This is a genomic window from Rhizobacter sp. (assembly GCA_019635355.1).
GTDB lineage: Bacteria > Pseudomonadota > Gammaproteobacteria > Burkholderiales > Burkholderiaceae_C > Rhizobacter.
Genome location: JAHBZQ010000001.1, coordinates 949,406 through 967,715, shown reverse-complemented (window position 1 = coordinate 967,715; position 18,310 = coordinate 949,406). Strand labels below are relative to the sequence as shown.

General features: G+C 65.9%; 15 protein-coding genes. 2 read left to right on the top strand and 13 right to left on the bottom strand.

The window, feature by feature from the left end:
* Nucleotides 1-12: 12 nt before the first annotated feature.
* Complete coding sequence (gene dusA, locus KF892_04295; protein MBX3624214.1) at nucleotides 13-1,008, top strand: tRNA dihydrouridine(20/20a) synthase DusA; 996 nt, start codon at nucleotides 13-15, stop codon at nucleotides 1,006-1,008.
* Here the strand turns inward: dusA and KF892_04290 are convergent.
* From KF892_04290 to KF892_04235, 12 genes are all read right to left on the bottom strand, one after another.
* Nucleotides 961-1,884 carry a DMT family transporter gene (locus KF892_04290; protein ID MBX3624213.1) on the bottom strand — a complete coding sequence of 308 codons (924 nt, stop codon included), beginning with the start codon at nucleotides 1,882-1,884 and terminating at the stop codon, nucleotides 961-963. The two genes, dusA and KF892_04290, sit on opposite strands and share 48 nt — an antisense overlap.
* Before the next feature lie 20 nt (nucleotides 1,885-1,904).
* Nucleotides 1,905-3,401: an aldehyde dehydrogenase gene (locus tag KF892_04285; protein MBX3624212.1), complete on the bottom strand. Its 1,497-nt coding sequence runs from the start codon at nucleotides 3,399-3,401 to the stop codon at nucleotides 1,905-1,907.
* Nucleotides 3,402-3,422: 21 nt separating this feature from the next.
* Nucleotides 3,423-4,802: a DUF3138 family protein gene (locus KF892_04280; protein MBX3624211.1), complete on the bottom strand. Its 1,380-nt coding sequence runs from the start codon at nucleotides 4,800-4,802 to the stop codon at nucleotides 3,423-3,425.
* 36 nt (nucleotides 4,803-4,838) lie between these two features.
* Nucleotides 4,839-5,672, bottom strand: coding sequence for an ABC transporter permease (locus KF892_04275; protein ID MBX3624210.1), 834 nt, complete (start codon nucleotides 5,670-5,672; stop codon nucleotides 4,839-4,841).
* Nucleotides 5,669-6,598, bottom strand: coding sequence for an ABC transporter permease subunit (locus KF892_04270; GenBank protein MBX3624209.1), 930 nt, complete (start codon nucleotides 6,596-6,598; stop codon nucleotides 5,669-5,671). Before KF892_04270 ends, KF892_04275 begins: the two co-directional genes overlap by 4 nt.
* A complete protein-coding gene (locus KF892_04265) occupies nucleotides 6,595-7,683 on the bottom strand; it encodes an ABC transporter ATP-binding protein (protein MBX3624208.1) in 1,089 nt (362 codons plus the stop codon). Before KF892_04265 ends, KF892_04270 begins: the two co-directional genes overlap by 4 nt.
* Before the next feature lie 17 nt (nucleotides 7,684-7,700).
* On the bottom strand, nucleotides 7,701-8,813 hold the full coding sequence (locus tag KF892_04260) for a polyamine ABC transporter substrate-binding protein (protein ID MBX3624207.1): 1,113 nt from the start codon (nucleotides 8,811-8,813) through the stop codon (nucleotides 7,701-7,703).
* 101 nt (nucleotides 8,814-8,914) lie between these two features.
* Nucleotides 8,915-10,291: an aspartate aminotransferase family protein gene (locus KF892_04255; protein ID MBX3624206.1), complete on the bottom strand. Its 1,377-nt coding sequence runs from the start codon at nucleotides 10,289-10,291 to the stop codon at nucleotides 8,915-8,917.
* Nucleotides 10,292-10,301: 10 nt separating this feature from the next.
* Nucleotides 10,302-11,669 carry a glutamine synthetase gene (locus tag KF892_04250; GenBank protein MBX3624205.1) on the bottom strand — a complete coding sequence of 456 codons (1,368 nt, stop codon included), beginning with the start codon at nucleotides 11,667-11,669 and terminating at the stop codon, nucleotides 10,302-10,304.
* 66 nt (nucleotides 11,670-11,735) lie between these two features.
* The gene (locus KF892_04245) at nucleotides 11,736-12,527 is read right to left on the bottom strand and encodes a gamma-glutamyl-gamma-aminobutyrate hydrolase family protein (GenBank protein MBX3624204.1); all 792 of its coding nucleotides are present in this window, start codon (nucleotides 12,525-12,527) and stop codon (nucleotides 11,736-11,738) included.
* Between the two features lie 124 nt (nucleotides 12,528-12,651).
* Entirely contained in the window at nucleotides 12,652-13,944 is a 1,293-nt protein-coding gene (locus KF892_04240; GenBank protein ID MBX3624203.1) for an FAD-binding oxidoreductase, read from the bottom strand.
* 10 nt (nucleotides 13,945-13,954) lie between these two features.
* Nucleotides 13,955-15,259, bottom strand: a complete 1,305-nt coding sequence (locus KF892_04235) for an aspartate aminotransferase family protein (protein ID MBX3624202.1) — start codon at nucleotides 15,257-15,259, stop codon at nucleotides 13,955-13,957.
* A gap of 410 nt (nucleotides 15,260-15,669) precedes the next feature.
* On the opposite strand from KF892_04235, the gene aceA reads away from it, so the two are divergent.
* Nucleotides 15,670-16,986 (top strand): isocitrate lyase, encoded by a 1,317-nt coding sequence (gene aceA, locus KF892_04230; protein MBX3624201.1) that lies wholly within the window; start codon nucleotides 15,670-15,672, stop codon nucleotides 16,984-16,986.
* A gap of 86 nt (nucleotides 16,987-17,072) precedes the next feature.
* Here aceA and KF892_04225 read toward each other — a convergent pair whose 3' ends face one another.
* A complete protein-coding gene (locus tag KF892_04225) occupies nucleotides 17,073-18,221 on the bottom strand; it encodes an iron-containing alcohol dehydrogenase (GenBank protein ID MBX3624200.1) in 1,149 nt (382 codons plus the stop codon).
* Between the last annotated feature and the right edge of the window lie 89 nt (nucleotides 18,222-18,310).

The window sequence follows — 18,310 nt, the reverse complement described above, 5'->3', positions numbered from 1 at the left end:
GAAAACGCTCGCATGGCCGCACACGCAACTTCCCCCTGGCGCTTGTCCGTCGCCCCGATGATGGACTGGACGGACCGGCACTGCCGCTACTTCCACCGCCTGATCACCCGCCACACCCGGCTCTACACCGAGATGGTGACCACCGGCGCGCTGCTGCATGGCGACGTGCCCCGCCACCTCGACTTCAACCCCGAAGAGCACCCTGTGGCACTGCAGCTCGGGGGCAGCGAGCCCGACGACCTGGCGAAATGCGCGAAGCTTGCGCAATCGTGGGGCTACGACGAGGTCAACCTCAACTGTGGCTGCCCGAGCGAGCGTGTGCAGCGTGGCGCCTTCGGTGCCTGCCTGATGAACGAGCCGCAGCTCGTGGCCGACTGCGTGAAGGCGATGCGCGATGCGGTCACGATCCCGGTGACGGTGAAGCACCGCATCGGCATCGACCAGGGCGAAAGTTATGCCTTCGTGCGCGACTTCATCGGCACGGTGGCCGAGGCGGGCTGCGAGGTGTTCGTGGTGCATGCGCGCAACGCCTGGCTCAAGGGCCTGTCGCCCAAGGAAAACCGTGAGATCCCGCCGCTGCGCTACGAGGTGGTGCACCAGCTCAAGCGTGACTTCCCCTCGTTCACGATCGTGCTCAACGGTGGCGTGCAGACAAACGAACAGATCGACGAGCAGCTCGCCCACCTCGATGGCGTGATGCTCGGCCGCGAGGCCTATCACAACCCCTGGCTCATGGCCGACTGGGACGAGCGCTACTTCGGCGAAGCCCCGCAGGCGCTCAGCCGCAGCGATGCCGAGGCCCGCATGGTCGCCTACATGAGCCGCCTGCAGGCGGCCGGGGTGCCTTGGTCGCATGCGTCGCGCCACATGCTGGGCCTCTGGAACGGCACGCCCGGCGCGCGCAAGTGGCGCCAGGTGTGGTCGGACCACACGCTCAAGGCGGAAGCGCCGCAGCGTGTGTCAGACCTCGCGCACCGGCGCAGCGCGGCGGTTTCCGTCGCCGCCTGACGGCCAGGTCGCGAGCACCACGCCGACCAGCGCGAGCGCAAACGCGCCGACCTGCAGCCCGTCGAAACGCTCGCCGAGGAAGAGCACGCCCACGAGCGCCGTGCTCACCGGCAGGAAAACGGTGAACACCCCGGCCGACGAGGCCTGCACCTGCTTGAGCCCGGTCATCCACAGCCACACGGTGACCATGCTCGCCGCCAGCGAGTAGAAGACGAGCAGCGTCCACGAGGGGAGCGCCACCGCGCCGAAGTCGAAGCGCATGGCCTGCCACACACCGAAGGGCGTGACGAGCGCGAGGCCCCACAGGTTCACGAGGGCGCTGATGCGCTTGGCCGAGACCTGGCCGGTGAGCTTCTTGCCGATCACCACGTAGCTCGCCTCGCAGGCCACGGCGCAGAAGAGCAGCACATTGCCGAGCAGCGAGGTGCTGCCGCCGCCTTCATGCTTGACCAGCGACACGAGCGCGATGCCCCCTACCGCGCAGCCGATGCCGGCAGCCACCTGCGCGCTGATGCGCTCGCGCAGCGCCATCCATGACATCAACGCCACCATCGCCGGAATGGCCGCCATGATCACGCCCGCCGCGAGTGCCGAGGTCATCGACACGCCGAAGAGCATGCACACCGAGAAGAGGAAGTTGCCGAAGAAGGATTCGAAGAAGAGCAGGCTGCGGTCATGCCGGCTCAGCGGCGCCTCGTCGGGCGCCCGCCGAACCCAGGAGGCCATCGCAACAGCCGCGATGCCGAAGCGCAGCCACGCGAGCAGAAAGACCGGGAACACCAGCACCAGCGTTTTCGACAGCGCCACATAGCTGCCCACGAGCGCCATCGAGCTGGCGAGGAAGAGGTAAGCGAGGACGGGTGGGCGCTGCGACATGAGGCCGCGATGATGCGGCATCAGCCGTCGATGCGGATCCAGGTGGTCTTCAACTCGGTGTACTTGTCGAACGCATGCAGTGACTTGTCGCGCCCGTTGCCGCTCTGCTTGTAACCGCCGAAGGGCACGGTGATGTCGTCTTCGTCGTACTGGTTCACGTGCACGGTGCCGGCGCGCAGCGCACGGGCCACGCGGTGGGCGCGGTTGAGGTTGCTGCTCCAGACGCTTGCCTGCAAACCGTAAGGGGAGTCGTTGGCCATCGCGACGGCTTCTTCCTCGGTCTTGAAGCGGATGACCGAAAGCACCGGGCCGAAGATCTCTTCGCGGGCGATCTTCATGCTGTTGGTCACGCCATCGAACACGGTGGGCTGCACGTAGAAGCCGCCGGTCTCGGCGCGCGCCTGCTCGCCACCCGCGACGATCTTCGCGCCTTCGCTGCGGCCGGCCTCGATGTAGCCGAGCACGGTCTTGAGCTGCGTGTCGTCGACGAGCGCGCCCATCTCGGTCTTCGCGTCGAGCGGATCGGCCGGTTGATGAGCAGGAGCGGTGCCCGCCACGATCTTCACGAACTCGTCGGCGATGCTCTCGTGCACGAACACGCGCGAGGGCGCATTGCACGACTCGCCCTGGTTGAAGAACATGCTGCCGGCCACCGTCTTGGCGGCGCGCTCGAGGTCGTCGAAGTCGGGGAAGACGACGAAGGCCGACTTGCCGCCGAGCTCGTTGTAGACGCGCTTGAGGTTGCTTCGGCTTGCGTACTCGAGCATCTTGCGGCCCACGCGCGTGGAGCCGGTGAAGCCGATGGCATTGACCTCCCTGTGCAGCGCGAGCGCTTCGCCGGCCTCGTGGCCGTAGCCAGGCACGACGTTGAACACCCCCTCCGGCAAGCCCGCCTCGACGGCCAACTCGGCCAGCCGCAATGCGGTGAGCGGCGATTTCTCGCTGGGCTTCAACACCACTGAGTTGCCCGCCGCGAGCGCCGGCCCGAGTTTCCAGGCGGCCATGATCATCGGGTAGTTCCAGGGCACGATGGCGCCGATCACGCCCATCGGCTCACGCGTGATGAGCGCCAGCGAGTTGTGCGGCGTGGGCGCGATCTCGTCGTAGACCTTGTCGACGGCCTCGCCATACCAGTTGATGCAGCGCACCGCGAGCGCCACGTCGACCGACAGGCTGTACTGGATGGGCTTGCCCATGTCGAGTGTTTCCAGCAGGGCCAGCTCGTCGCGGGCGGCGTGGATCTTCTCGGCGAAGCGGATCAGCACCTGCTTGCGTGCGGCCGGCGCCTGCCGCGCCCAGCGGCCATCGGCGAAAGCTTCGCGCGCGCTGGCGACGGCGCGGTCGACATCGGCCGCGCGACCCCGGGCGACCTGCGTGAGCGTGCGGCCGTCGATGGGTGAGACGCAGGCGAAGGTTTCGCCATCAGCGGCTGCGACGCGCTGGCCATCGATGAACGCCCGGCCATCGAGCCGCACCTCGGCGGCGCGGGCGTGCCAGTCGGGCAGGGGGCTGTTCATCGGTCGACCTCGCATTTCAGTTCAGAAGCTCACCACCACGCCGAGGCCGAGCAGGTGGTTGGTCTTCTTGTAGCCACCGTTCTTGGCGTCGAGGAACACGGCCTCGGTGGCGCGGTCGAGACGGTACTCCGCCTTCAGCGTGGTGTTGAGGTTGAAGAGGTAGCCCACGCCGAGCGAGAGGGCATAGCGGTTGGTGCCTGTCTCGGGGTCGTTCTGCGTCCAGGTGCCCGTGCCGTCGTCGGTCCAGCCCGGGCCGATGCCATTGCGGTCGTCAGACGCGGTGTAGCCGAGCAAGCCGCCACCGTTCTTGCGGTTGCTGATGAAGTCCATGCGTGCAATGCCTTCGAAGCGCGGCGTGAACTTGTGTGCGGCGAGGGTCGAGATGCCCCACCAGCGTGCATCGCGCAGGTCGCCGGTCACCGGGTCGGCGGTGATCGCGGCCTTGCGCTGCGTGCCGAAGCTCAGCTGGGCCTGCGCGGTCCAGTCGCCGCGGATGAAGTAGGCGTCGAACTCGAAGAGGTGCACGGTTGAGTCGCGTTGTGGAATCGGATCGCCAAACACATCGACGATGTTCTCGGTGAAGTTGGCTGCCTTGCCATGTACGCCTGCAAAGCCGAAGCCCTGGAACTCCCCGCGCGAATAGTCGATGCGGTAGGCAAACACCGGCGAGCGCTCGCGCTGATCTCGCATGCTCTTGTTCATGTTGGCCACCACGGCCTTGTAGATCCACTTGCCGCGGGTGATGTCGAAGCCCGCGCCGGTGTAGGCGGTGGGCAGCGTGAAGTCGAACAGCAGGTTGTGGGTGATCAGCTTGTTGAGCGTGGGCTGCAGGTATTCATAGCCCGACCAGTCGGGGATCTGGCCCGCGATGGCGCGCGTTTGCAGGTCGGAGATCGGAATGGAGACCGTGGCCTCGTGGATGGGCGAGTTGCCATCGAACACCGAGCCCACGCCACGGTTGGGTGCGAGCGTGAAGCGCCATTTGGTCCCGCCTTCCAGTTCTTTCTGGAAGTCGAGGATGGCCATGCCGAAGTAGGAGTTGTCGTAGTTGTAGCCGCCGTCTTCCACCTTGTTCAGGAACTGGAAGCCCGAACGCCGCTGCAGCTTGTTGTAGATGAAGCTCGGGTCCATCTGCCCACTGATCTTGAGCAGGCGAAAGCCCATGGCTTCCTGCGAGTCTTCCAGCGCCTCGGTCTTGATGGCGATGCGGTTGAACTCGCGCTGCTGCTCCTCGGTCATGCCACCGGAGGCGGGTTTGGTCTCTGCGTCTTTCAGCTTCTTCTCCAGCGCGTCGACCTTCTCCTTGAGCGCACGCTGCTCTCGCCGCAGATCGTCGATGGACTGCGCCTGCACCGCAAGCGGGAAGGCGGCCAGCAAAGCCAGGGGCAGGATCTTCTTCATTGGTTCTCTCCTAGTGGCTGCAGTGTGGTGTCGTCGTCAGGATCGGTAGGCTTCGGCCATCTCGCGCTGCCGCTGGCGCTCGCGGCGGGCAATCACGAGGCTGGCGAACGCCACGCCGATGGCCACGAAAAGCACGATCAGCGTGGCCACGGCGTTGATGCTCGGGCTCAGGCCCAGGCGGGCGCGCGAGAAGATGACCTGCGGCATGGTGGTGGCGCCGGGCCCCGAGAGGAAGGCGGAGACCACCACGTCGTCGAGCGAGAGCGTGAAGGTGAGCAGCCAGGCCGACAGCAGCGACTGCGCAATCATCGGCAGTGTGACCAGCATGAACACCTGCGCCGGGCGGGCGCCGAGGTCCATCGCGGCTTCTTCGAGTTGCGGGTTGAGGTCTTGCAGGCGGGCCTGGATCACGACGGTGGCATAGGCCATGCCGAGCAGCATGTGGCCGATCCAGATGGTGAGCATCCCGCGCTCGGGCACGCCGATCATGCGCTGCACCGACACGAGCGTGAGCAGCAGCGACAGGCCGATGATCACCTCGGGCATCACCAGCGGCGCGCTCACCATGCCGGTGAAGAGCGTGCGGCCGAAGAAGCGCTTGTATTTGACGAGTGCAAAGGCCGCGAGCGTGCCCAGCACCACCGAGCCACAGGCGGTGAAGAAGGCGATCTTGAGCGAGAGCCAGAAGCCGGCGAGCAGCTCGCGGTCGTCGGCGAGCTGGGCATACCAGTTCAGCGTGAAGCCACGCCAGACGTTGGGCACGGGCGAGTCGTTGAACGAATAGATGACGAGCGCGGCGATCGGCAGGTAGAGGAAGAGGTAGCCCGCAGAGAGCCAACCGCGGCCAAACCATTTCTGCAGCCCGTTCATCGCCGCGCCTCCTGCGCTTCAGCCTGGTATTTGCTGAAGAGCGCCAGCGGCACGATGATGAGCAGCACCATCACCACGGCGACCGCCGAGGCCATCGGCCAGTCGTTGTTGCTGAACATTTCGTCCCACATCACGCGGCCGATCATCAGCGTCTGCGGGCCGCCGAGCAGTTCGGGCACCACGAGCTCGCCCACGCAGGGGATGAAGACGAGCATGCTGCCGGCGATGATGCCGGCCTTGGAGAGCGGCACCGTGACCTTCCAGAACGCCACCCAGGCCGTGGCCCCGAGATCGGCCGCCGCTTCGAGCAGGCGCAGGTCCATCTTGGCGAGGTTGGCGTAGAGCGGCAGCACCATGAAGGGCAGGTAGGTGTAGACCATGCCGAGCACCAGCGAGAACGGTGTGTGCAGCAGGAGGCCGGGCGTCTGGATGATGCCGAGCGCGGCCAGCGGATGGTCGAGCCCGAGGCCGGTGATGAGCTGGTGCGCCCAGCCGTGTTCGCTCAAGAGCCCCTTCCAGGCGTAGACGCGCAGCAGCAGCGACGTCCAGAAGGGCAGCATCACCAGCATCAGCAAGGCGGGCTGCAAAGTGGGCTTGGCCCGTGCCATGAAGTAGGCGAAGGGGTAGCCGATCGCGAGGCACACCAGCGTGGCGACGCCCGCGTACTTGAGGCTTGCGAGGTAGGTCTTGAAGTAGAGCGCGTCTTCGGCGATGAAGAGGTAATTGCGCAGCTGGATGGCGAACTGCAGCGTGCCGTCCTTGAAGGTGATGAGGTCCTTGAAGTGGACGGCCTCCATCTCCGAGACGCTGATCTTCATCACCACCAGGAAGGGCAGCAGGAAGAAGACCAGCAGCCACAGGTAGGGCAGGCCGATGACCGCGCTGCGGCCCCGCGCCAGTGCATGCAGGCGCGTCGCGAGCTTCATGCGGTGAGCACCACTTGGGCGGTGGGTGACCAGTGCGCCCACACGCTGTCGCCCCGCGCGATGGGCAGGTCGCAGTGGCGCTCGGTGTTGCTCTCGCTGACCTTGAGCAGCTGGCCGTTCGCAAGCAGCAGGTGGTAGACGGTGTAGCTGCCGAAGTACGACATGTCCTTCACCGTGCCTTGCAGCTGGTTGTGCGGGCCGTGAGGGCCAACAGGCGGCGTGGCGTCGAGCCGGATCTTCTCGGGCCGCAGCGCCACCGTGACCGGCATGCCCACGGTGCCGGTGATGCCGTGGCCGACGTAGTGGCTGCAGCCCTCGCAGGTGATGACGACGTGGTCGGGCTCGTCGACGGTGAGCGTGCCGTCCATCAGGTTCACGTTGCCGATGAAGTCGGCCACGAAGCGGGTCGCAGGTGTCTCGTAAACCTCTTCCGGTGCGCCGACCTGCAACAGGCGGCCCTCGCTCATGATGCCGATGCGGGTGGCCATGGTCATGGCCTCTTCCTGGTCGTGGGTGACCATCACGCAGGTCACGCCCACGTTGTGGATGATGTTGACGAGTTCGATCTGGGTTTCTTCCCGCAGCTTCTTGTCGAGCGCGCCGAGCGGCTCGTCGAGCAGCAGCAGCTGCGGCTTCTTGGCGAGGCTGCGGGCCAGCGCCACACGTTGTTGCTGGCCGCCCGAGAGCTGGTGCGGCTTGCGCTTGGCGTACTTGCCGAGCTGCACGAGCTTCAACATGTCTTCGACCTGCGCGGCGACCTGGTCTTTGGGCAGGCCGTCGCGTTTCAGGCCGAAGGCGATGTTGTCCCAGACGGTGAGGTGCGGGAAGAGCGCGTAGCTCTGGAACATCATGTTCAGCGGGCGCTCATAGGGCGCGAGTCCCGAAAGGGACTGCCCGTTGAGGATGATCTTGCCGGTGGTGGGCGTCTCGAAGCCCGCGAGCATGCGCAAGAGCGTCGTCTTGCCGCAGCCCGAGGAGCCGAGCAGCGCGAAGATCTCGCCTTTCTCGATGTCGAGGCTGACGTCATTGACGGCCTTGACGCCGTCAAAGTCCTTCACCACCTGCTCGATCTGCAGGAAAGCCATGCGGGCCTCCGAAGGAATCAGAGGCCGGTCTTGAACGAGGTGTAGGTGCGCGTCATCAGGCGCCGCAGATCGTTGGCGATCGCGTCGGGCGCCGACATCTTCTTCATCTCCGACTCAGGCGGGAACACCGTCGGGTTGTTGGCCACCTCGGGCTTCACGAACTTCTTCGATTCCTTGTTGGGGTTGGCGTAGAACACCTTGTTGGTGAGCGACGCGTGCACCTCGGGCTTCAGGATGTAGTTGATGAACTTGTGCGCGTTGCCGGGGTGGGCGGCGTCGTTCGGGATCACCATCACGTCGAAGAAGAGCAGGCCGCCGGTCTTGGGCAGCAGGGCTTCGACCTTCTGGCCGGTCTTGCCGTCGATGGCGCGCTGGCGGGCGATGTTGATGTCGCCCGACCAGCCGAGCGCCAGGCAGATGGAGCCGCTGGCCATGTCGTTGATGTAGCCCGACGAGCTGAAGAGCGTGACGTAGGGGCGGATGGTCTTGAGCAAATTGGCCGCGGCCTGGTAGTCGGCCGTGTTCTTGCTGTAGGCGGGCTTGCCCAGGTAGTAGAGGGCGGCCGGCACCACTTCGGTGGGCGAGTCGAGGAACGAGACGCCGCAGCTCTTGAGCTTGCTGATGTACTCGGGCTTGAAGACCAGGTCCCACGCGTTGTCGGGCATCGGCGTGCTGCCGAGTGCGGCCTTCACCTTGTCGACGTTGATGCCCACCGTGGTGTAGCCCCACAGCCAGTTGACCATGTACTGGTTGCCCGGGTCGAGCTTGGCGAGCTGCGCCTGCACGTCGGCGTCGAGGTTCTTGTAGTTGGGGATCAGGCTGCGGTCGATCTTGCGCAAGAGGCCGCCGTCGATCTGCAGCTTGGCCCAGTGCGACGAGGGCACGACGATGTCGTAGCCGGTCTTGCCCGCCACCAGCTTGGCGTGGACGATCTCGTTGTTGTCGAAGTTGTCGTAGCGGACCTTGATGCCGGTCTCTTTTTCGAAGTTGCGAATCGTGTCTTCGGCGATGTAATCGGACCAGTTGTAGATGTTGAGGACTTTTTCTTCCTCCTGCGCCGTGGCCGCCGTGCCCCACATCAGGGCCGTTGTCGCCATCACCGCACCCACCACACCTGCCAATCGCTTCATCGCTCTCTCCTTGATGTTGGGATTCTTCGCTGCGCGAGTCTAGGCAGCGCGCCGACAGGGGGCTCTAGAGGCAAACCCCGTGCCACGTGTTGTCGTCTGGGTCACCACCACCCGCGTTGTCGCAGTTCCTGCTGCGTCAGATCGAGACACTTGCGGATCAGGCCGGCCATCTCGTCGATCTGCGCCTTGGTCATCACGAGCGGTGGCGCGACGATCATGCGGTCGCCGACGGCGCGCATGATGAGCCCGTTGCCGAAGCAATGCGCCCGGCAGACCATGCCGACTTCGAGCTTGCCGTCGAACATCTCGCCCGAGGCCTTGTCTTTCACGAGCTGCAGTGCGCCCATCATTCCGCAGGTCTGCACTTCGCCCACGAGCGGGTGCTCGGCGAGTGAGGCGAACTTCTCGGCGAGGTAGGGCCCGATCTCGGTGCGCACACGCTCGACCAGGCCCTCGCGCTGGATCAGCCGGATGTTGGCAATGCCCACCGCGCAGGCCACGGGGTGACCGGAGTAGGTGTAGCCGTGGTTGAACTCGCCACCTTCTTCGATGAGCACCTTGGCCACACGCTCGCCCACCATCACACCGCCGAGCGGGATGTAGCCGGAGGTCACGCCCTTGGCGAAGGTCATGAGGTCGGGCTTGTAGCCGAAGGTCTCGCAGCCGAACCACTGGCCGGTGCGGCCGAAGCCGGTGATGACCTCATCGGACACGAGCAGGATGCCGTGCTTGTCGCAGATGCGCTGGATCTCGGGCCAGTAGGTGGCGGGCGGCACGATCACGCCACCGGCGCCTTGGACTGGTTCACCGATGAAGGCGGCCACCTTATCGGCACCGATCTCCTGGATCTTGGCTTCCAGGGCTCGGGCGGCCTTGAGGCCAAATTCGTCGCGGCTCAGGCTGCGATCGCTCTCGTACCAGAACGGCTGCTCGATGTGCACGATGCCGGGAATGGGCAAGCCGCCTTGTTCGTGCATGCCACTCATGCCGCCCAGCGAGGCGCCGGCCATCGTGGAGCCGTGGTACGCGTTGTGGCGGCTGATGATGACGTGGCGCTCGGGCTGGCCTTTCAGGTCCCAATAGCGGCGCACCATGCGCACGATGGTGTCGTTGCCTTCCGAGCCCGAGCCGCTGAAGAACACGTGCTTGAACTGCGGCGGCGTCACCTGGGCCAGCAGCTCGGCCAGCTCGATCGCCGGCGGCGTGGTGGTCTGGAAGAAGGAGTTGTAGAAGGGCAGGGTCTCGAGCTGCTTCGTCGCGGCATCGATCAGCTCGCGGCGGCCGTAGCCGACGTTCACGCACCACAGGCCCGACATCGCGTCGAGGATCTTGTGGCCTTCGCTGTCCCACAAGTAGATGTTGTCGGCGCGGGTGATGATGCGCGAGCCCTTGCCCGCCAGCGACTTGAAGTCGGTGAAGGGGTGGAGGTAGTGCGAGGCGTCGGCGGCCTGCCAGTCTTTCGTGGTTCTGGTGGTCATGGTGTTGGCCTCAGACGTGCAGCAGCAGGTGTTCGCGCTCCCAGGGCGAGATCACCTTCATGAACTCGTCGTGCTCGATCTCCTTGATCTCGGAGTAGACGGTGATGAACTCCTTGCCGAGCACGTCGTGGAGGTCTTTCTCGTCGCTGAGCCAGCCGAGTGCTTCGCTCAGCGATCGCGGCAGCTGGTATTCGGACAGGTAGGCGTCGCCCTTGCATTCGGGCGAGGGCTCGATGCGGTTCTTCATGCCGAGGTAGCCGCAGGCGAGCGTGGCGGCCAGCGCGACGTAGGGGTTGGCGTCGGCGCCGATCACGCGGTTCTCGATGCGGCGTGCGGACGGCGTGGCCACCGGCGAGCGAATGCCGACCGTGCGGTTGTCTGTGCCCCACTGGATGTTGATCGGGGCCGACATCGAGCGTGCGAGCCGGCGGTACGAGTTGACGTAGGGTGCGAAGAGCGCCATCGCGGCCGGCGTGTACTTCTGCAGGCCGCCGATGTACCAGTAGAACTCCTTGCTCGGGGTGCCGTCGGGGTTGCTGAAGATGTTCTGCCCGCTGCCCGAGTGCACCACGCTCTGGTGCACGTGCATCGCGCTGCCGGGCTCGTTGGCCATCGGCTTGGCCATGAAGGTGGCATACATCTCGTGGCGCAGCGCCGTCTCGCGGATGGTGCGCTTGAAGAAGAACACCTCGTCGGCCAGGCCGAGCGGGTGGTCGTGGAAGAAGTTGATCTCCATCTGGCCGGCACCCACCTCGTGGATGAGCGTGTCGACGTTGAGCTCCATCTGCTCGCAGTAGGCGTAGATGTCTTCGAAGAGCGGGTCGAACTCGTTCACCGCGTCGATGGAATAGGCCTGGCGCGAGGTCTCGGCCCGGCCGCTGCGGCCCTTGGGTGGGCGCAGCGGGGTGTTGGGGTCGGAGTTGCGCTCGACGAGGTAGAACTCCAGCTCGGGCGCGACCACCGGGTTCCAGCCTTCGGCCGCGTAGAGGTCGCAGATGCGGCGCAGCACCGAGCGCGGGGCGTAGGGAATCATGTTGCCGTCGCGGTCGAAGCAGTCGTGGATCACCTGCGCGGTCGGGTCCACCGCCCAGGGCACGATGCGCACCGTGCTCGGGTCGGGGCGCAGGTGCATGTCGCGGTCGGTCGCGTGGATGACGTCGTAGTACGGGCCTTCGTCGGGGAACTCACCCGTCACGCCGATGGCGACGATGGCCTCGGGCAACCGCATGCCGCGGTCTTCGGTGAATTTCTCGCGCGGCAGGATCTTGCCGCGCGCCACGCCGGTGAGGTCAGGCACGAGGCACTCGATCTCGGTCACGCGGCGGTCGTTGAGCCACTGTTCGAGGTCGCTGAAGCTGAAGTTGTTCTTGTCCACCATGAGGGCACCTGTTTCGGATCGGTTCGCCGGCGGGCAGCACCGGCGGGAGTCGCCTCGTGGGCTGAACTACCGGTCCGGGTCAGGTTGCCTGTGGCGATCTCGATACGCGCGGCAGGCGTCGCCGAAGGCGGTGAAGAGGCGAACGGAAATGGGGTTGCTCGCGGCCTTCCACTCGGGGTGCCACTGCACGCAGAGGTTGAAGCCCGGGGCGTTGTTCATCGAGAAGGCTTCGACCAGCCCGTCAGGTGCGCGAGCCTCGACGCGCAGGCCGGGCGCGAGTTGTTTCACGCCCTGGCCGTGCGCAGTGTTGACCTTGAATTCGCGCGTGCCGACGATGGTCTCCAGCGCGCCCCCGGCTTCGACGATCACCTCGTGCGCGAAGTCGTATTGCTCTTCGGGTGTCTTGTCGGTGATGCCGCGGTGGTCTCGCTGGCCCGGCACTTCCTGCACGGCCTGGTAGAGGCTGCCGCCGAGCGCGACGTTGGCCTCCTGGAAACCGCGGCAGATGGCGAAGAGCGGGATGCCGCGGGCCAGGGCGCGCGGGATCATCGGCAGCGTCCAGGCGTCGCGCTCCTGGTCGAGCGGGAGGCTCGGGTCGTACACGTCTTCGCCGAAGTGGCTGGGGTGCACGTTCGACGGCGAGCCGGTGAGCAGCACGCCGTCGGCATGGTCGAGCAGCTCGTCGAGTTCGTCCGATTGCACGAAGGGCACGATCAACGGCAGGCAACCGGCGAGCCGGATCGCGTCGATGTACTTCTTGCCAGCGATGTGGAAGGGGTGTTGACCCACCATGCGGTTGCAGGCGGGAACCAGGACCGCAGGCTTGCGGGCTGGCGCGGAAGCGGGAAGGGCGCTCATTGGGCTTGCTGCATGCCGGTTCTTGGCCGGTTTGCACTGGGCTTGCTGTTGACCATGTGGTTGCAACCAGTTTGCCCGGCTGCGGCGCGAAGTCAACTGCGGCAAGCGCGTTGCATGGGCTTCGTCACAACAGATCGCGCAGCCGGTAGTACGCCATGCCGAGCACGAGCGCCGGGGTGCGCAGCCAGCGCCCCCCGGGGAAAGGGCGGTGCTTGAGGCGCGCGTAGACGTCGAAACGTTCGGCCTGGCCGGCGATGGATTCGGCGACGAGCCGGCCTGCCAACCCGGTGAGGGCCACGCCGTGCCCCGAGAAGCCTTGCAGGTAGTACACGTTGGGGTGCAGCCGCCCGAAATCGGGCGCGCGGTTCATCGTGATGTCGACGAAGCCGCCCCAGGCGTGGCTCACCCGCGCGCCGGCGAGCTGCGGGAAGCTCTGCGCCATGCGCTGCTGCATGCTGGCGGCCAGGTTGGCCGGCGTGGCGGTGCTGTAGCTGACCCGGCCGCCGTAGAGCATGCGGTGGTCGGCCGTGGGGCGGAAGTAGTCGAGCACGAAGTTGGTGTCGCACACCGCGGACCGGCTGGGGATGAGGCGCTGCAGCAGGCCGCGATCGAGCGGCTCGGAGGCCACGATGTAGGTCCCGACCGGCATGATGCGGCGGGCGAGGGCCGGTGCCACGCCCTGCAGGTACACGTTGCCGGCAAGCAGCACGTGTGCGGCTCGGACTTCGCCCTGCGGCGTGTGCAGGCGCACGGTCGCGCCCGGCGTGATGCGGGTGACGGGCGTCTGCTCATGGACCTGCACGCCCAGCTCACGGGCGGCGCGGGCGAGGCCGAGCGTGTACTTGAGCGGGTTGAGATGGCCCGAGCGTGGGTCATGGAAGCCGCTGTGGAAGCGGGGGCTGTCGATCCAGCGCGGCATCTCGGCCGGAGGGATCCACTTGGCGCCGTAGCCGTGGCGGCGCTGCATGTCGTCGAACCAGCCTTGCAGGGCCCGGCCTTTGCGTGCGTTGACGGCGAGGCTCAGGTAGCCGGGCTGCCATTCGCAATCGATGCCGAAACGGGCGCGGCGTTGGTCGATCAGGTCGAGCGCTTCGAGCGTCGTCTGCCACACCATGCTTGCGTCGGCATCGCCCAGCTGCGCTTCGATGGTGGAGAGGTCGCAGGCGAGCCCGGCGATGGCTTGGCCGCCGTTGCGGCCCGAGGCGCCTGCGCCGACCTGGCGCGCTTCGAGCACGGCCACGCGGTAGCCGCGTTCGGCCAGCTCGATGGCGGCCGACAGGCCCGCGAGGCCGGCGCCGACGATGGCCACGTCGCACGCCAGATCGCCTTGCAGCGGTGGCTGCGGCGTGGGGCGGGAGACCGTCGCGTCGTAATACGAATCGCGGGCCAGCGCCTGGTCGGTGGCGAGAAAGCCCACCACGCGAGCGTCAGGCGGCGCGTTTCAACGCATCGGAGATCGTGCCGATGATCTGGTCGATGTGCTGGTTCTCGATGATGAGCGGCGGCGAGAGCGCGATGGTGTCGCCGGTGGTGCGGATGAGCACGCCCTTTTCCCAGCAGTCGAGGAAGACCGAGAACGCACGCTTGCCCGGCTGGCCCTCGATCGGCTTCAGCTCGATGCCGCCGACGAGGCCGATGTTGCGCACGTCGATTACGTTCGGGTGCTCGCGCAGCGAGTGCACCGCGTTCTCGAAGGTGCTCGCCACCTTGGCGCCGCGCGTGAGCAGGCCTTCGTCGGCGTAGGTGTCGAGCGTGCCGAGCGCGGCCGCGCAGGCGAGCGGGTGGCCGGAGTAGGTGTAGCCGTGGAAGAACTCGATCAGGTGCTCGGGCCCGGTCATGAAGGCATCGTGGATCTTCTGGCTGGCGAACACGGCCCCCATCGGCACACAGCCGTTGGTGAGGCCCTTGGCCACCGTCATCAGGTCGGGCGTCACGCCGAAGTGCGTGGCGGCGAAGGGCGAGCCGAGGCGGCCGAAGCCGGTGATGACCTCGTCGAAGATCAGCAGGATGCCGTGCTTGTCGCAGATGGCGCGCAGCCGCTCGAGGTAGCCCTTGGGCGGGATCAGCACGCCGGTGGAGCCGGCGACGGGCTCGACGATCACGGCCGCGATGGTCGAGGCGTCGTGCAGCGCAACCAGGCGCTCCAGGTCGTCGGCCAGGTCGGCACCGTGCTCGGGCTGGCCGCGGGTGAAGAGGTTGCGCGCGTCGTGCGTGTGGCGGATGTGGTCGACGCCCGCGAGCATCGCGCCGAACATCTTGCGATTGGCCACCATGCCGCCCACCGAGATGCCACCGAAGTTGACCCCGTGGTAGCCACGCTCGCGGCCGATGAGGCGGGTGCGCTGGCCTTCACCGCGCACGCGGTGGTAGGCGAGGGCGATCTTGAGCGCGGTGTCGACCGATTCGGAGCCCGAGTTCGTGTAGAAGACCTTGCTGAGCCCGGGCGGCGTGAGCTTCACCAGGCGCTCGGCCAATTCGAACTGCTTGGGGTGGCCCATGTTGAACGGGGGCGCAAAGTCCATCTCGGCGGCTTGTGCCTGGATGGCCTGCACGATCTTCGGCCGTGCATGCCCCGCGTTCACGCACCAGAGGCCGGCCACGCCGTCGAGCACCTGGCGGCCCTCGGGCGTCCAGAAATGCATGCCCTCGGCGCGAGAGATGAGGCGCGGCGCTTGCTTGAACTGCCGATTGGCGGTGAAGGGCATCCAGTACGCGGCGAGCTGGTCGTTCATCGAGGGCTCTCCTCAGAGGGTGTGATTTGTAGGTTGAATCAAAGGGCGGCGGAGCGGAGGGTTCGCAAATGAACGATGGCCCGGCGTCGAGTGATCCTACGACTGTCGCGCCGTGCCGTCAGGCAGGCCGGAGATTCCGATTTGAGCCCCATCATCGTTGTGCATTCTTTTCCGCATCGAGGAATCGTATTTTCACAATATGAGAGTTAAAGTTGTTGCGCTGCCGCAATTTCTCTCGTATCGAAAGAAGCGATTCCGCATACAGAAATTAATGACTTAAGTTGTTGATTTAATTCACTTCAACAACGTGTCTTATATAAGACATAAGTCTTCCCCTTATGGTGACGCGCCGCTATCCTTCTTCCAGTTTTCCGACGCGTTCGTTTTTCTCTCAACCTCTGGAGTCCGTCATGACCACCCTGACCCGTGAGCAACAAATCGCCGCCCTTGAAAAGGATTGGGCCACCAACCCCCGCTGGAAGGGCGTGAAGCGCGGTTACACCGCCGCTGACGTCGTGCGCCTGCGCGGCAGCCTGCAGCCCGAGTACACGCTGGCCAAGCGCGGCGCTGAAGTGCTGTGGGACAAGGTCAACGGCGGCGCCAAGAAGGGCTACGTGAACGCGTTCGGTGCCATCACCGCCGGTCAAGCCATGCAGCAGGCCAAGGCTGGCCTCGAGGCCGTGTACCTGTCGGGCTGGCAAGTCGCCGCCGACGGCAACACCTCGGAAACCATGTACCCCGACCAGTCGCTGTACGCCTACGACTCGGTGCCGACCATGGTTCGCCGCATCAACAACACCTTCAAGCGTGCTGACGAGATCCAGTGGTCGCGCGGCATCGGCCCGGGCCACAAGGAATTCATCGACTACTTCCTGCCCATCGTGGCTGACGCGGAAGCCGGTTTCGGCGGCGTGCTGAACGCCTTCGAGCTGATGAAGAACATGATCGCCGCGGGCGCTGCTGGCGTGCACTTCGAAGACCAGCTGGCCGCCGTGAAGAAGTGCGGCCACATGGGCGGCAAGGTGCTCGTGCCGACGCAAGAAGCCTGCGAGAAGCTGATCGCGGCCCGCTTCGCTGCCGACGTCATGGGCGTGCCGACCATCGTGCTGGCCCGTACCGACGCGGAAGCTGCCAACCTGATCACCAGCGACCACGACGCGAACGACAAGCCCTTCCTGACCGGCGAGCGCACGCAAGAAGGCTTCTACCGCGTGAAGAACGGCCTCGAGCAGGCCATCAGCCGCGGTGTCGCCTACGCTCCCTACGCCGACCTGGTGTGGTGCGAAACCGGCACGCCCGACATCGGCTTCGCCCGTGAATTCGCGCAAGCCGTGCACGCCAAGTGCCCGGGCAAGCTGCTGTCGTACAACTGCTCGCCGTCGTTCAACTGGAAGAAGAACCTCGACGACAAGGCCATCGCCGAGTTCCAGCAGAAGCTGTCGGACCTGGGCTACAAGTACCAGTTCATCACCCTGGCCGGCATCCACATCAACTGGTACAACACGTTCCAGTTCGCCCATGCCTATGCCCGCGGCGAAGGCATGAAGCACTACACGGAAATGGTGCAAGAGCCCGAATTCGCAGCCCGCGAGCGCGGCTACACCTTCGTGTCGCACCAGCAGGAAGTGGGCGCCGGTTACTTCGACGACGTGACCACCGTGATCCAGGGCGGTTCGTCCTCGGTCAAGGCGCTGACCGGCTCGACGGAAGAAGAGCAGTTCCACTGATCTTCTTCGACACAGCTCTTCGATGAGCTGTTGATGTAGTGGGTTGAGGCCCGAGAGTCTGTTGGCTCTCGGGCTTTTTTCTTGCGCTACATCGACGCGGCAATGATCTCGCGATACTCGCCTTCGGTGGCCACGCGCGGATTGGTCTTGTGGCAGTGATCCTTCATCGCGCCTTCGATGATGCGATCGAAGAGGTCTTCGCCGACACCCATCGCGCGCAGGCCTGAAGGCAGGCCGAGGCGGCGGTTCAGGTCGCGCAGGGCTTCGGCCAGCTCGGTGCCTTTTGAGTCACATGAGCCGATGCCGATGGCGTGCGCCATGCGTTGCAGCCGCTGCTCCTTTTGGATCGACTCGGCCGCCGCGTTGAACTTCACCACCTCGGGCAGGAACATCGCGTTGAGCGTGCCGTGGTGCAGCTTCGGGTTCGCGCCACCCAGGCTGTGGCTCAGCGAGTGCACCGCGCCCAGGCCCTTCTGGAAGGCCATCGCGCCTTGCATGCTCGCGCTCATCATGTTCCAGCGCGCTTCGCGGTCGGCGCCGTTTTCGGTGGCGCGCACGATGTGCTTCCAGCCGCGCTCCAGGCCATCGAGCGAGATGCCGTCGGCGGGTGGGTTCACGGCCGGGGCCATGAAGGTTTCCATGCAGTGGGCGATGGCGTCCATGCCGGTGGCGGCGGTGAGCAGCGGCGGCAGGCCGAGGGTGAGCTCGGGGTCGCAGATCGCGGTCTTGGGCAGCAGGTGCCAGCTGTGGAAGCCGAGCTTGCGGCCGTCGTCGACGATCACGATGGCGCCGCGTGCCACCTCGCTGCCGGTGCCGGCGGTGGTGGGCAGGGCGATCACGGGGGCGACGGCCTCGGTGATCTTGGGGCTGCCGCCTTCGATGGTGGCGTAGGTCTTCAGCGGGCCGGGGTGCGTGGCGGCGATGGCCACGCCCTTGGCCAAGTCGATGCTGGAGCCGCCACCGACCGCGATCAGGCCATCGCAGCCTTCGCGCCGGTAGACCTCGACAGCCGCGCGCACGGCCGCTTCGGTGGGGTTGAACGGCGTCTGGTCGAACACCGCATGCGGCACCTGGCCCAAGGCCGCGAGCGCCTTGTCGAGCACACCGGCCGCACGGATGCCGGGGTCGGTCACCACCAGCGGCTTCTTCATGCCGGTGCGCTCGCACTCCTGCGGCAGCAGGCTCACGGTGCCGAAGTCGAGCTGGATCTGGGTCAGGTAGTAGATGAAGGCCATGTTGGAACTGCGGACGCGAGAGGAGGGAGCGGCCAGTATGCTCTGGCCCTCCGCCCGGCTCCATCGGGTCATCCCATACAGCTCACGCG

What these genes read in the sequence shown, in the direction of transcription:
- dusA (MBX3624214.1), top strand. Translation starts at nt 13, where the DNA reads ATGGCCGCACACGCAACTTCCCCCTGGCGCTTGTCCGTCGCCCCGATG.
- KF892_04290 (MBX3624213.1), bottom strand. Translation starts at nt 1,884, where the DNA reads ATGTCGCAGCGCCCACCCGTCCTCGCTTACCTCTTCCTCGCCAGCTCG.
- KF892_04285 (MBX3624212.1), bottom strand. Translation starts at nt 3,401, where the DNA reads ATGAACAGCCCCCTGCCCGACTGGCACGCCCGCGCCGCCGAGGTGCGG.
- KF892_04280 (MBX3624211.1), bottom strand. Translation starts at nt 4,802, where the DNA reads ATGAAGAAGATCCTGCCCCTGGCTTTGCTGGCCGCCTTCCCGCTTGCG.
- KF892_04275 (MBX3624210.1), bottom strand. Translation starts at nt 5,672, where the DNA reads ATGAACGGGCTGCAGAAATGGTTTGGCCGCGGTTGGCTCTCTGCGGGC.
- KF892_04270 (MBX3624209.1), bottom strand. Translation starts at nt 6,598, where the DNA reads ATGAAGCTCGCGACGCGCCTGCATGCACTGGCGCGGGGCCGCAGCGCG.
- KF892_04265 (MBX3624208.1), bottom strand. Translation starts at nt 7,683, where the DNA reads ATGGCTTTCCTGCAGATCGAGCAGGTGGTGAAGGACTTTGACGGCGTC.
- KF892_04260 (MBX3624207.1), bottom strand. Translation starts at nt 8,813, where the DNA reads ATGAAGCGATTGGCAGGTGTGGTGGGTGCGGTGATGGCGACAACGGCC.
- KF892_04255 (MBX3624206.1), bottom strand. Translation starts at nt 10,291, where the DNA reads ATGACCACCAGAACCACGAAAGACTGGCAGGCCGCCGACGCCTCGCAC.
- KF892_04250 (MBX3624205.1), bottom strand. Translation starts at nt 11,669, where the DNA reads ATGGTGGACAAGAACAACTTCAGCTTCAGCGACCTCGAACAGTGGCTC.
- KF892_04245 (MBX3624204.1), bottom strand. Translation starts at nt 12,527, where the DNA reads ATGAGCGCCCTTCCCGCTTCCGCGCCAGCCCGCAAGCCTGCGGTCCTG.
- KF892_04235 (MBX3624202.1), bottom strand. Translation starts at nt 15,259, where the DNA reads ATGAACGACCAGCTCGCCGCGTACTGGATGCCCTTCACCGCCAATCGG.
- aceA (MBX3624201.1), top strand. Translation starts at nt 15,670, where the DNA reads ATGACCACCCTGACCCGTGAGCAACAAATCGCCGCCCTTGAAAAGGAT.
- KF892_04225 (MBX3624200.1), bottom strand. Translation starts at nt 18,221, where the DNA reads ATGGCCTTCATCTACTACCTGACCCAGATCCAGCTCGACTTCGGCACC.